Origin of the sequence: Erythrobacter sp. (assembly GCF_040217515.1) — a bacterium.
In the GTDB taxonomy this organism is placed as follows: Bacteria; Pseudomonadota; Alphaproteobacteria; order Sphingomonadales; family Sphingomonadaceae; genus Erythrobacter.
The window spans coordinates 1-13,375 of sequence record NZ_JAVJPT010000002.1 but is presented as its reverse complement, the minus strand read 5'-3'; the positions used below and the strand labels follow the sequence as shown (position 1 = coordinate 13,375).

Annotated in this window: 7 protein-coding genes; 3 read left to right on the top strand and 4 right to left on the bottom strand. The window is 65.6% G+C overall.

Going from position 1 to position 13,375, the window contains the following annotated elements; all coding sequences use genetic code 11:
* Positions 1-3 precede the first annotated feature (3 nt).
* Together RIB52_RS01065 and RIB52_RS01060 are read left to right on the top strand one after the other, a co-directional pair.
* Positions 4-1,845, top strand: coding sequence for a hypothetical protein (locus RIB52_RS01065; RefSeq protein ID WP_350172033.1), 1,842 nt, complete (start codon positions 4-6; stop codon positions 1,843-1,845).
* Positions 1,845-6,002 carry an LVIVD repeat-containing protein gene (locus RIB52_RS01060; protein WP_350172031.1) on the top strand — a complete coding sequence of 1,386 codons (4,158 nt, stop codon included), beginning with the start codon at positions 1,845-1,847 and terminating at the stop codon, positions 6,000-6,002. The genes RIB52_RS01065 and RIB52_RS01060 overlap by 1 nt, the downstream gene beginning before the upstream one ends.
* A gap of 58 nt (positions 6,003-6,060) precedes the next feature.
* Here RIB52_RS01060 and RIB52_RS01055 read toward each other — a convergent pair whose 3' ends face one another.
* Genes RIB52_RS01055 through RIB52_RS01040 form a run of 4 tightly spaced genes read right to left on the bottom strand, consistent with a single transcriptional unit; the run spans position 6,061 to position 12,062 of the window.
* Complete coding sequence (locus tag RIB52_RS01055; RefSeq protein WP_350172029.1) at positions 6,061-6,939, bottom strand: metallophosphoesterase; 879 nt, start codon at positions 6,937-6,939, stop codon at positions 6,061-6,063.
* Between the two features lie 2 nt (positions 6,940-6,941).
* Entirely contained in the window at positions 6,942-8,720 is a 1,779-nt protein-coding gene (locus tag RIB52_RS01050; RefSeq protein WP_350172027.1) for a cytochrome c3 family protein, read from the bottom strand.
* Between the two features lie 10 nt (positions 8,721-8,730).
* Positions 8,731-9,618 carry a hypothetical protein gene (locus tag RIB52_RS01045; protein WP_350172025.1) on the bottom strand — a complete coding sequence of 296 codons (888 nt, stop codon included), beginning with the start codon at positions 9,616-9,618 and terminating at the stop codon, positions 8,731-8,733.
* Positions 9,618-12,062, bottom strand: coding sequence for a cyclic nucleotide-binding domain-containing protein (locus tag RIB52_RS01040; RefSeq protein WP_350172023.1), 2,445 nt, complete (start codon positions 12,060-12,062; stop codon positions 9,618-9,620). The genes RIB52_RS01045 and RIB52_RS01040 overlap by 1 nt, the downstream gene beginning before the upstream one ends.
* Positions 12,063-12,172: 110 nt before the next feature.
* Between RIB52_RS01040 and RIB52_RS01035 the strand changes: the two genes are divergently transcribed.
* Positions 12,173-13,111: a tetratricopeptide repeat protein gene (locus tag RIB52_RS01035; protein ID WP_350172021.1), complete on the top strand. Its 939-nt coding sequence runs from the start codon at positions 12,173-12,175 to the stop codon at positions 13,109-13,111.
* The last annotated feature ends 264 nt before the right edge of the window (positions 13,112-13,375 follow it).

The window sequence follows — 13,375 nt, the reverse complement described above, 5'->3', positions numbered from 1 at the left end:
GCGATGTCGCTCCTCCTCCTTCCTGCGGCCCTGTTCGCCCAGAGCGCGCCTCCGCCCGAGCAAGCGGAACTACCTGCCGAACAGCAGCCCGAATGGGAAAAGGACGCCCCGCCGGTCGACCCCGAAATCATCGAGGGGCGCGAGCGCCCGGGCTATACAGACCCGCTCCCGGACCCGATCGAGCAGGAGAACGAAGGCGCGGTGCGCGCCCCGCCGCCGCAGGCTTTCCCGACCGACCAGGTGCCCGTCCCCGACCGCTGGCGGCTGGTCGAAAGCCTTGGGCTGGTGACCGAGAACCTGCTCGATCCCTACAACCAGAACACTTATAAGGGCGACCGCCCCATCAATCCGGACAAGGTGCCGTGGCTTCCGATCACGGGCGATGACTGGTTCTTTGTCGCGAACCTCATTTCGGACACGGTCTACGAACCGCGCACTTTCCCCATTCCCGTCGGCATTCAGACGACCGAGGATTCGGACCGGCTGGACGTTTTCGGCGACGATTTCTCGACCGTGCTGTCACAGACTTTCATCGCGGGCTTCGCGCTCTTGAAAGGCTCGACCGCCTACAAGCCGCCGAGCGTCGAATACCGCGTCACGCTGGCCTACAACGTCAATTATGTCGATGTGCCCGAACGGCGCGTGCTGTTCGTCGAGCCCAGCCTCGAAAGCGACCGGCTCGACCACTTCCTCGGCGTGCAGGAAGCCTTCGTCGATTACCATTTCACCGAGTTCGACACCTCGCGCTTCGACTTCATCTCGATCCGTGCGGGCATCCAGCCGTTCCAGTCCGATTTCCGCGGCTTCCTGTTCAACGACCAGCAGCTGGGCGTGCGCCTGTTCGGATCGCGCGACAACAACCGCGTGCAGTTCAACCTCGGCGCGTTCTGGCGGCTGGAGAAGGACACCAATTCGGGCCTCAATTCGATCGTGCAGTCCCCGCGCGACGATCTCGTTTTCGTGGCCAATCTGTATCGGCAGGATTTCCTGATCCCGGCGCTCACCAGCCAGTTCACCGTCGTCTACAACCGCAACCGCGAAGGCGACGACATCGAGATCGACGACAACGGCTTTCCGGTGCGCCCGGCGCTGCTCGGCAATTTGCGCGGGCGGGACTACGACGTGGTCTATCTCGGCTACAATGCCGACGGGCGGATCGGGCGGGTCAACATCACCGCAAGCGCCTACTGGGCGCTGGGCGAGAACCGCGACAACTTCTTCACCGGGCGGCCTTCGGACATCAACGCGCAGTTCTTCGCCGCCGAGGTCAGCTACGACAAGGACTGGATGCGCTTCCGCCTGTCGGGCGCCTACCAGAGCGGCGACAGCGACCCCTTCGACGACGAGGAAACGGGCTTCGACGCGATTTTCGAGAACCCGGTCTTCGCAGGGGCCGACACCTCCTACTGGATCCGGCAGACCATCCCGTTTGCCGGCGGCGGGCGCGCGGTGTCGGTCAACGGGCGCAACGGGCTGCTCAACAATCTTCGTTCGTCGAAAGAACAGGGTCAGTCCAATTTCAACAACCCGGGCCTGATCCTCGCCGGGGTGGGCGCGGATTTCGACCTCACGCCCGAATTCCGCCTCTCGGCCAATGCCAACCACCTGTGGTTCGAGGACACGGCGGTCGTTCAGACCCTGCGCAACGAAGGCTCGATCCCGCGCGAGATCGGCTTCGACCTGTCGGCGGCGGCGATCTGGCGGCCCAAGGCGACGCAGAACATCGTCGTGCGCCTGTCCGCGGCGACGCTGCTGGCCGGAGACGGCTTTCGCGACCTGTTCGACAATCGCGGCAATGATAACGAGTTCTATTCCGTCCTCGCTAATGTGGTGCTGACCTACTGATGGCTGTGTTTCGCTCCTTTTCGCTCCGCCACATCGCGCTTCTGGTCGCGGCGCTGACGCTCGGCCTTGCCATGCTGGGCGGGGAAGTGATGGCGGCGGACAAGGAGAAGCCGGTCAAGCGCGACTATTCGCGCGTCATCGCACCGCCCGCGCCCGCGCGGCAATCGGTCTCGGAAATGCTGGCGAAGTCGGAAGGGTGCAACACCTGCCACGTCAAGACCGATGCGCCGACCATGCACGTCTCGCCCGCGGTGCGGCTCGGCTGTACCGATTGCCACGGCGGCGATGCGAGCGTGCGCGGCAATTCCAAGCTGCCGCACGACCATCCCGACTACGTCGCCGCGCGCGACCGCGCCCATGTCCTGCCGAAATATCCCAAGAGCTGGCACTGGCCGTCCTCGGCCAATCCGAAGCGGTCCTATGCCCTGCTCAACAAGGAATCGCCCGAATACGTGAAGTTCGTGAATCCGTCGGACTATCGCGTCGCGCGCGAGGCTTGCGGGGCGTGCCACATGCAGGCGATCGAGGCATCGGAACGCTCGATCATGGCGACCGGCGCGATGCTGTGGGGCGGGGCGAGCTACAATAACGGGATTTTGCCGTTCAAGAACTACCTGCTGGGCGAAGCCTATACGAGGAACGGCGAGGCGGCGAAGATCGTGACGCCCACGGGGCCGAGCGGCGAACTGACAAGCGCGCAGAAAAAGCGCGGCGTGCTGGCCGAGATGTATCCGCTGCCGACCTGGCATGTCATCCCGCCGGGCGACATCTTCCGCGTGTTCGAGCGCGGCGGGCGCACGATCAACTCGCAATTTCCCGAAATCGGCATTCCCAATCCGACCGCTCAGATCCAGCGATTGGAGGAGCCGGGCCGGCCCGATCTCAAGCAGTCGAACCGCGGCCCCGGCACGGGCCTTCGCGTTTCTATCCCTGTGCTCAACATCCACAAGACCCGGCTCAACGACCCCTTCACATGGTTCATGGGCACGAACGACCAGCCGGGCGACTATCGCCATTCGGGCTGCGCGAGCTGCCATGTGGTCTACGCCAACGACCGCGAGCCGCGCCATTCGCTGATCTACGCCAAATATGGCCGCGACGGACAGTCGATCACGGTCGATCCGACGATCGCGGGCAAGGCCGAGGAAAGCCATTACGGCAAGAAGGAGAAGGCAAGCGGCCACGGCGGGCTCAAGCAGCCGGGCACGAGCTATGACGAGGAGCCCGCCCTCGGCGCTGAGAGAGGCCTCAAGAACGAGGAAGACGGGCTCCTGACCCCCGACGGCAGGCCGAAGGAGAAGGGCCACCCGCTGCAGCATGTCTTCACCCGTAGGATCCCGACAGCTCAGTGCATGAACTGCCACATGCACCAGCCCAACATCTTCCTGAATTCCTATCTCGGCTACACCATGTGGGACTATGAAAGCGACGCGCCGCATATGTGGCCGGCCAAGCAGAAATACCCCACCGCCAAGGAAATGCGCGAAGTGCTCGACCGCAACCCCGAAGGCGCCGCGCCGCGGGGCAAGTGGGCGGACCTCGATTTCCTGCGCAATGTCTATGACCTCAACCCGGAACTGAGCGACACCCAGTTCGCCGATTATCACGGCCATGGCTGGAACTTCCGCGCGATCTTCAAGCGCGACCGCGAGGGCAACCTGCTGGATGCGGACGGCAACGTGGTCGAGAACGACGATCCCGAGAAATGGCGCAAGGAAGATGAGGGCAAGTTCGTCGAACCCGGGACCAATCCGGGCAAGGCGGTGCACCTCATGAGCATCCATGCCGAGAAGGGGATGCAGTGCGCCGATTGCCATTTCGAGCAGGACAGCCACGGCAACGGCCTCATCTACGGCGAGGTCGCCAATGCAATCGAAATCGGGTGCAAGGACTGCCACGGCACGGCCGATGCCTATCCCACCCTTCGCACCAGCGGCCCGGCCGCCCCGCCCGAGGGGCACAACCTTGCCCTGCTGCGCAATCCCGACGGCAAGCGCCGGTTCGAATGGATCGACGGGGAGAACGGCACGCGCCGCCTGATCCAGCGTTCGATCGTCGATCCCGAGCTTGAATGGGAAGTGAGCCTGGTCAGGAACACCGTCGATCCCAAGACGCCCGAATTCAACGCCAAGGCGGCGCGCGCCAAGCTGATGAGCCGATATGGCGCTCAAACCGGCAATTTCGAATTCGGCACCGGGATCGACATCGACGACCGCGCCCACCGCGACGGCGAGATGGCCTGTTTCACCTGCCACCTGTCCTGGACCACCAGTTGCGGCGGCTGCCACCTGCCGATCGAAGCGAACTGGAAGACCAAGTCGCACCGTTACGAAGGCGGCGAAACCCGCAATTTCGCGACCTACAACCCGCAGGTTGCGCGCGACCAGATGTTCCAGCTGGGCAAGCACCAGACAACCAAGGGCAGCCAGGTCGCGCCGGTGCGTTCGTCCTCGGCGCTGGTCCTGTCCTCGACCAACATCAACCGCGAGAGGATCTACGTCCAGCAGCCGCCGATCAGCGCGATCGGCTTTTCCTCGCAGGCCTTCGCCCCCCATTTCCCGCACACCGTGCGCACGACCGAGACCAAGACCTGTTCGGACTGTCACCTCTCGCAGGCCGAGGACAACAACGCGATCATGGCGCAGCTATTGCTGCTCGGCACGAATTACGTGAACTTTGTCGGGATGCACGTCTGGACCGGGCTCGAGGGCGGCTTCACCGCCGTGCGCGTCACCGAATATGACGAGCCGCAGGCGGTGCTCGGCTCCTATCTGCACAAATACGCTTTTCCCGATTACTGGCGCATGCATGTCGAGGATAACGGCCGCGAGCTGCAGGACTGGATCCGCGGCAAGACTTTCGACGGAGATCTGTCGGGCGAGACCAAGCCCTTCGAGGAATTCGTCAACACGCACGAAGGCACGAGCGACCGCGTCGGATGCCTCCAGCTACGCGGCGAATACATGTTCGTGGCCGAAGGTAAGGGCGGTTTTCGCGCCTACGACGTAGCCTCGATCGCAAACAAGGGCGTTTCCGAACGCATACTGACCGCGCCCTTTTCCGCGCTCGGCCATGACACTCATGTCGATACCGAAAACGCGACCTGCATGGCGCTTGCCACCAACCAGCCGATCGCGCCCGATCGCAACACGCCCGAAATGCGGGAGATGAACCAGGAACAGCCGTTCCTGCCGATCTACGATTACGCGGTCATCACCGACGCGGTGGAGGGGCTGGTGCTGGTGAACGTCAACACGCTGGCCGACGGGGAATTCCGCAATAACAAGTTCGAGCGGATGACCTTCGCAGATGGGGGCGATGCGTGGAACCCGGGCGGGGTGCTCGATGGTGCCCGCCATATCCACTTGGCGGGCGAGATCGCCTATATCGCGGCGGACAAGGGTCTTGTCGTGGTCGATCTCGCCGATCCTGCGCGCCCGGAAGTCGCCGCAGTGCGGGAGCTGCCCGATGCGCGGGCGAGCGCGATCCAGTTCCGCTATCTGTGGGTGAGCGATGCGGAGGGCGTGAAACTATTCGATGTCACTGCCTTGCGCAATCCGGTCGCCGTGCCCGAGGCGACCGTGAAGCTGGCCGACGCGCGCCGCATCTATGTCGCGCGGACCTATGCCTATGTCGCGGCGAAGCAGGACGGGCTCGTCATCCTCGATGTCGAAAAGCCGCGCGAACCGGAAATCTATCGGAAGGTCACGCTCGGCGGCACGCTGAACGACGCCGAGGACGTGATCGTCGCTTCGACCAATGCCTCGCTGTTCGCCTATGTCGCCGACGGGGTGAACGGGATGAAGGTGCTCCAGCTTACCAGCCCGGACAGCCAGCCCAATTTCTACGGTTTCAGCCCTGCGCCCAAGCCTGAACTCGTGGCCTTTGCGCGGACATCCTCCCCCGCGATCGCGCTGTCCAAGGGGCTCGACCGCGACCGCGCGGTGGACGAGACCGGCGGGCAGATCGCGGTGTTCGGCCGCCTCGGCTCCCGGCCCTTCACGAGGCCTGAGATGGAGCGGCTGTTCATGACCCGCTCGGGCATTCCCTGGAAGGTTTCCGACACGGTCGACATGAACAGCTGGGTCGGGCGTGAGGCTGCCGCTGCTGCGCGCCGCGCGCGGGCCGGGACCCCTTTTGCAGTAGGCGGGAATTAGGACAGCGGGGGAAGGGGGCACTCGGCCTTCGGCCTCGCGCGGGGTCTTTCGGGAGCGCTTATCCGCGCTCGGCGTCGAGCCCCTGCATCATGGGGACAAGCTTGTCTTCGTAACGCGCCAGCGTCGGCCAGTCGCCCACGGGTTGGAAATGGGTCACAAGCGCGCCTTCGTGCCAGCGGTGGAGGCTGAAGAAGGGCGGCTCGGCGGTGACGATCGCGCGCGCATCGGCATGGTCGAAATCGAGCGGGGAAAGATCGAGCGCAACGGCCGGTGCGACCGCAGGCGTGACAGAGAGCGGGATGTCGCCGACCATCGCATGCAACGGTCGATGGAGGTGGCCGCACTTGATCCCGACGATCTGCGAATGCGGCGCGACCGTGTCATGGAAGCGACGGAACCATTCCTCGTGCGGGCGCGGGTCCATCCAGTCGATCCCGGCGACGACCGGCGGGTGGTGGATGAAAAGCACGGTAGGCGTATCGGGATGCGCTTCGAGCTGCGCGGTGAGCCAACCCGCCCGGTTTTCGCAGAAGGCCCCGCCATGGCGGCCCTTCTCGAGACTGTCGAGGCACACGATCCGCAGGCCCCTGCATTCGGCGGCGAATTGGACGAAGTCGTTGGCATCGGCATATTCGGGAAAGGCCCGCAGCAATTCGGTCCGGTCGTCGTGATTGCCCGCCATCGGATAGACCGGAAAGGGGCAGCGTTCGACGGCGGATTTGAGACGGGCATAGCAATCGGGATCGCCATTGTCGGCAAGGTCGCCCGATAACACCAGCATGTCGGGCGTGCTCGGCAGGGCGATGATCGCATCGAGAACGGCAAGGAAGCGCAGATAGTTGAATTCCGCCTCGCCCGCCCCCGGATCATAGCCGATATGCGTGTCCGTTACCTGCGCGATGATCACGCCCGCTTTCCCCTCATCCCCCCTGGTCATGCTCATTTCCTTAGCACGCCAAGCCTTGCCGCGATATTATCGCCCGGCATTTCAGGTGTTTCGGGGTGGTCTTCGGGTTTCCACGGCATCGTCGGCGTGTGATAGCCGTGGCACATCGCGCAGGAGGAGGGGACGATCTTCTTCGTTTTCGCCGCGCTCCCGCCCTTGTGGCAGTCCTGGCAGCTTTCGAGGTCGGGGATCAGCAGGTCACTCGCCGCATCGGACGTGTCCGCTTCGTGGCAATCGGTGCAGTCCTCGTCCTCGTGCGCCTTGTGGCTGAAATAGCCGTGCATCAGGAACCGGTCGGGCAGGTTGACGGGGACGAGATCGGGCTTGCCCGCGGTGGTGGTCGGGATGTGGCATTCGCTGCACGCGCCGCCCTTCTGCAGCGCGCGATTGACGCTGATGAGCGAGCGCACAGGCCGTCCGAAATCGGAATAATAGGCCCCCCCGCGCGCGAATTGCCCGGGGCGTGTCCGTCCGCCGCCGAGATCGGGCCGGGGTGATCGCTCGAGCCGCGCCATATCCTCGCGGAAATCCTCGACATCGCCGTGGCGAAGCGAGCGGAAGCCGTCGGCTGTGCGCGCGAAAACGAGGCTGTGGCAGCTCTCGCACGAATCCTCCATCTCCACCTCGACATATCCGATGCCTTCGGGCCCTTCCTCGTGGCAGTCGCTGCATTCGAGCGGGGCGCCGTATTCGGGCAGGCTGAGCGCCATGCGCGCTGCGCCGCCTTGCTCGTCCATGTGGACATCGTGCGGGAATTTCAGCCCGCTTTTCTCGACTGGTTCGCGCGAAAGCGACACGCGCATCGGCTCTTCCGCGCCCAGCTGCGTATAGAAGGTCGGGCGGAATTGCGGGTGCTTCTTGCCGAAATCATGGGCATTGCCGAGCCCGGTATCGCTGAGGCGCGTGTCGAGATCGGAATGGCAGTCCGAACAGAACTGCTCGCTCGCCGGTTCCAGTCTCACCGGGCCTTCGTGTTCGGAATGGCAGGAGACGCAGCCCAGCGGCCCCTCCTTGCCGAGCGTCATGGCGATGTCCCACTGGATCTTGTCGCCCTGCGACAGCGGCGGCATCCCGGCGGCAAGGCGCGGCATTTTCGCATGCTCGCCCAGCTCTTCGTGGCAGGTCAGGCAGGTTGCGTCCTGCACGCTGACGAAGGGGGTCACGTGGCACGCCTCGCAATTGTCCCCGAGATCGTGATGCGCCATCGACAATTCGCCCGACGACCAAGCGGCGTCGAACAGGACCTGACCGGCTTGATCGCTTTCGGGATCGTTCTCGACCGGGGTGCGGGTGAGGTGGGTGACGATCGGAACCGACAGGAGGAGGACGAGGATCGCGCCCGCGAACGCCCAGCTCATGGCCCGCTTGCTGGGTAGGGCGCTCGCCAGCTGGAACCCGGCCAGCGCGTCGCCCTTGCCCTCCTTGCTTTCGGCCTGGCGGATCGTGATGCTGGCCGCCCCGTCCGGCTCGCGCGCGATCGCGAGCAGGGCCGAGCCGAGCTCGATTTCCGCCCCCTCGCGCGGGTCGATCGTTTCGGAATGGGCGGTCCGTCCGTTGAGACCGAAGCCCAAGGTCCCGACCGCCTCGACCTTGAGCGCATCGGGGCCAAGCCGGGTGATCGTCACGTGTTCCTGTTCGACCGCGAGATCGGGCAGGTGGATCGCGTTCCCGGTCGAGCGGCCGACACCGATACGGTCATCGGGCACGGTCCGCTCGCGCACGATCTCGCGCCCGGCCGCGGTGAAATCGATGGTGCGGATCAGGAACGCCATGTTCGCCGCTTCACCAGTAGTAGAACACGCTCACGACATGCGCGAGCAGGGCGGCGAGGAGCGCGATCGTCGCCGGGATGTGGATGAAGAGCCAGATCTCGAGAGCCGCGCGGATGCCCAGGTGGCGGCGGATCTGGGCGAGTTGCTCGGCGCGGCGGGCGAGCAGGGCATTGACCTTCTCCAGCGCCGCGCCCGCGTTGCCGCTTCCGCCCCCGCTTTCTTCGGCGCGCATCTGCCGGATCGCCCGCGCGGTCGCGCAGCGCGGATAGGACCCGGTCAGCCTCCCCCATGCCCCGCCGTGGAACACGTCCTGTTCGAGCGCGGCGATGACGAGATCGGATTCGGCGCGGCCCAGCGGCTGCGCGGCGGCTTCGAGTTGGCGGTCGATCGCGGTCAGGCTGTCGAGCATCTGCGCCCGCGTCATCTCGCCGCGATTGGAGGACAGGCTTTTCGGCAGGGTGGCATAGGCATAGACGCCGTAGATGCCGGTCGCGATCACCAGCAGCATCAACGCATAGGCGAGCGTGTGGACATTCCAGCCGACCTGGAAGCCGGTATGCAGCGTCCCGATCACCACCAGCGAGAGGCCAAGCCAGACATGCGCGGATGTCCACGCCTTGAGGCTCCAGTTGCCGGTCGTGATATAGCGCTTGCGAACGCCCAGCAGCGACAGCCAGACGATGAGGGCAAGGCCAATGGTCCCGAGCGTGTAGCCGTACCACGAGCCGCCATTGGGCCGCGGCTCCTGGTCGATCAGCGCATAGCCGAGCCCCGCCACCACGCTCAGCAGCAGCGCGACCTTGAGCCAGCGCCAGTTCCGGTGCTTGAGGAAGCTGACATGGTCGGCATCGCGCCGCTTCTCGTCGAGGCTGTAGCGATTGGTGGCCTTGGTCGCCATCACTCCACGTCCTCGGTCAGCTTGGTGTAGGTCAGAAACTTGTCGGGCGCGACGCGGATCGCGGCGCCCGTCGGGCAGGCGCGCACGCAGGCGGGGCCGCCCTCGATCCCGGAGCACATGTCGCACTTGATCGCCTGTTTGGGCTGTTCGGGATCGCCGTGCTTCGTGCGCCAAGCATAGCTCGCTTCGCCCGGACCGGGGCCCTTGCCGAACAGCAGCCATTGCAGGAAGGAGGGCTTCTTCGGCGGCTTGGGATCCATGCGGATCACGTCATAGGGGCAATTGCGCTGGCAATTGCCGCAGCCGATACAGGTCTCGTCGATGAACACCTCGCCGTCCGGCCCGCGGTGGATCGCGTTGGGCGGGCAGTCGGCCATGCAATGCGGGTGCTCGCAGTGGCGGCACGAGGTCGGCACGTGGAGGTGGGCGTAGGTCCGCCCCGCCTCGCGGTCGAGCCGCGAAAGCCCCTCATGCGCGTCGGCGCAGGCCTTTTCGCAATTGTCGCAGCCGATGCACAGCGTCTCGTCGATCAGCAGCACGTCGGTCGCTTCGCCGAGCCCCTGGTCGACGAGGAACTGCGCGGTTTCCGAATACATGTCGACCGCGCCTTCGAAATCGTCCTTGCGGCTTTCGATGAAGGCGTTGATCTCGCGCCGCTTGGCCATTTCCTTCAAGGCGGTGTCGCGCAGGGTGGGGTGTTCGTCGAGCAGTTTGACAAAGCCTTCGCCCGGCAGGCGGATCACCTCGGCCTTGATCGCGGCCTTGACCGTCGCGGTCCGCTTCGACCCGTCGATCGCGGCCATTTCCCCGACATAGCTGCCTGCGGGAAGATAGGAGAGGAACACCTGGCGCCCGCCGATCGCCTTCTCCACGATCATCGACCCGCGCCGGATGATGAACACGTCCTTGTCGTCCGCCCCTTCCTCGATGATGACCTGCCCGGCGCGCGCCTCGATTACCTCGGCGCTGTCGACCAGAGGGGCGACGTCCTGCTTGGTGAGGCCCGAGCCGAACATCTGGAGCAGCTGGCGCTCGATCGAGATGCGGGTGACCGCCCGCGCCGCGTCGGGCGAGGTGGCGATCAGCTTGAGCGCCGCCGTGCGCGAGAGTTCGAGCGCGACCACCGGCTCCGCCGCGCGGATCGTCGCGCCGCGGCGACGACCGGAGATGAGGCCGACCTCGCCGAAGATCTCGCCCTGGCCGATCGGCACCGTGACAGAGGGGTCGTTCGGATCGACCTCGACCGCGACCGAACCCTGCGCGATGGCGAACATGGAAGAGCCCGGCTCGTTGCGGCGGAAGATCACCTCGCCCGGCTCGTAGGAATGGCAGCGCGAATCGAGCATCAACTCGCGCAATTGCAGCGGCGAGAGCCCGGCGAGGATTTCGACGTTGTTCCCGTAGACCTCGAGCCAGTGGTCGACGTCGTGATTGCCTGGGAGCGACGCGAATTTCTCGGCGAGGATCGGCTCGTCGGCGGGCTTGAGTTCGGTGTTCCCGTTCAGGAACTCGATCACGTCATAGCCCTGGTTCATGCAGTGCTTGATCAGCGGATACCCGGCAAGCGCGCCGATGACGTGGATACCGGGCTTGGTCGTCTCGAACACGGGGGAGAGCTTGGGAAAGGCGCCGCGATCCTCGCCGGTGAATTCGATCCCCATGCCCTCGACGAAGCCGCGCGGCGGCTGCGATCCGGTGCGCGCGATGATGCGGTCGCAGCGGATCGTCTCCTGCCCGTCGCGGGTGTCGAGCACGAGCTCGCCGTCCTTGACCTCGGCAGGCTCGGTCTCGCGCCGCACGATGATCCGCCCGTCGCGCTCGGCCTCCTCCAAAAGGGCGACATTGTCCTTCTTCGCACGGGCGAAGCTGTCGCGGCGATTGAGGATGGTGACGACATTGCGCTGCGCATCGTCGGCGGCGAGGCCCAGCGCGTTCTCGATTCCCGCATCGCCCGATCCGACGACGGTGATGTGCTCGTCGTAATATTCGCTGGGATCGTCCAGCTGGTACTGGATCATCGGCGAATCCGCGCCGGGGCAGCGCAGCTTGTTGGGATTGCCCTGCGTCCCGATGGCAAGCACGATTGCTTCGGTCCGCACCGTCTCGCCGCTTTTCAGCGTGAGCTGGAAATCGCCCTTCTCGCCCGACACTTCGAGCACTTCGGCATCGAGCTTGACATTCACGCCTTGCCCGGCGGCCTGTTCGTCCCAGATCCCGAGGATCGTCTCGCGCTTGCCCGCGGCGAAATCGAAATCGCTGCGCAGCACCAGATTGGAAGGCGTCGCCATGACGTGCTTGCCCTTCTGGTACTTGAAGATCGTGTCGGAGAGGTGGTCGGTCTTTTCCAGCAGCACGTGGCTCATGCCCAGCGCAGCCGCGCGGGCTGCCGCGCTCAACCCTGCGGGCCCTGATCCGACGATGGCGACTTTATACAAATCCGACAATCTATCCCCCCCTTTCCGGATAGATTTCCCTTGATACCACCATAGGGAAATCATGTGTCGATGCCAGAGAGAATTGCCCGTTCCTCCCCGCGCTGCTAGCGGCTGGTCGCATGGCTGGACAGACGAATGAGGCGGGCGCGGGCTCCAGGGCGGGCTGGGTGCTGCTCGGCGTGGCGGCGCTGCTGGCGGCGGGCTCGATCGGGTACAACGTGATCGGAACGGGGGATGAGCCGGCCGAGGTCGCGCAGGCCGGGGAGGCCGGGCCCACGCTTGAAGAATTGCGCGCCGCGGCCGAAGCGTCGGGCGACGATGCCGAACCGTGGGCCGCGCTCGGTTTCGCGCTGTTTGCGCGCGAGGATTATGCCGGGGCTGCCGAGGCCTATGCCGAAGCGACCGCGATCGACGGCGATGCGGCGGTGCTGTTCTCCGCGCTGGGCGAGGCGCTGCTCTATGCCGAGGATGCGGGCGCGCCCGATGCCGACCCGATGCCCGCGCGAGCTCTCGCCGCTTTCGAGCGCGCGGTCGAGCTCGACCCGACCGACCCGCGCGCGAGATACTTCCTCGGTGTGAAGAAGGATCTCGACGGAGATCACGAGGGCGCGATTGCGGATTGGCTGGCGCTGCTTTCGGACACGCCGCCCGGCGCGCCGTGGGAAGCCAATCTCGTCCAGACGATCCGCCAGATCGGCCGCATCAACGAGATCGACACCGAACAGCGCATCGCAGCGGCGACGGATGGGCGCATGCCGGGAATGACGGCGGGCGCGGCGGCATCCTCCGTGCGCGGGCCCACCGCCGAACAGGTCGTCGCCGCGCAGGACATGTCGCAGGACGACCGCGATGCGATGATCGAAGGCATGGTCGCCCAGCTCGAGGCGCGGCTGGAAAGCGAGCCCGGCGATCTCGACGGCTGGGTGATGCTGATGCGCAGCCGCATCAATCTGGGCGAGCGCGACAGGGCGAGGACGGCTCTGGAACGCGCGATCGCAGCCAATCCGCAGGAAGAGGCGGAACTCAGGCGGCAGGCGGCGATGCTCGGGATCGGCTAGGACCGGCCGCCCGCTCGCCCGGACCAAGCGGTCAAGGGCCGGACCTGCGGACGGGGCTCGGAACGGGAAGCTGCAACAATCCGGTGCAGGTGTGCGGGCGGCGGACCGTCCGGCCGGGGCCGGTGCGCCCGCCGCCCTCTTCGCATCAGAAGCCGAACGCGACGCCGACGCGTCCCCCGGTGCTGTCGGGCGCGGTCGAACCGGCGACACCGGCGGAGATGTAGACCCGCTCGGCGACGCGGGCCGAGACCGAGCCGGCGAAGC

Bases quoted from the DNA above. Each gene is read 5' to 3' on its own strand.
- RIB52_RS01065 (WP_350172033.1), top strand. From the start codon at position 4: ATGTCGCTCCTCCTCCTTCCTGCGGCCCTGTTCGCCCAGAGCGCGCCT.
- RIB52_RS01060 (WP_350172031.1), top strand. From the start codon at position 1,845: ATGGCTGTGTTTCGCTCCTTTTCGCTCCGCCACATCGCGCTTCTGGTC.
- RIB52_RS01055 (WP_350172029.1), bottom strand. From the start codon at position 6,939: ATGACCAGGGGGGATGAGGGGAAAGCGGGCGTGATCATCGCGCAGGTA.
- RIB52_RS01050 (WP_350172027.1), bottom strand. From the start codon at position 8,720: ATGGCGTTCCTGATCCGCACCATCGATTTCACCGCGGCCGGGCGCGAG.
- RIB52_RS01045 (WP_350172025.1), bottom strand. From the start codon at position 9,618: ATGGCGACCAAGGCCACCAATCGCTACAGCCTCGACGAGAAGCGGCGC.
- RIB52_RS01035 (WP_350172021.1), top strand. From the start codon at position 12,173: ATGGCTGGACAGACGAATGAGGCGGGCGCGGGCTCCAGGGCGGGCTGG.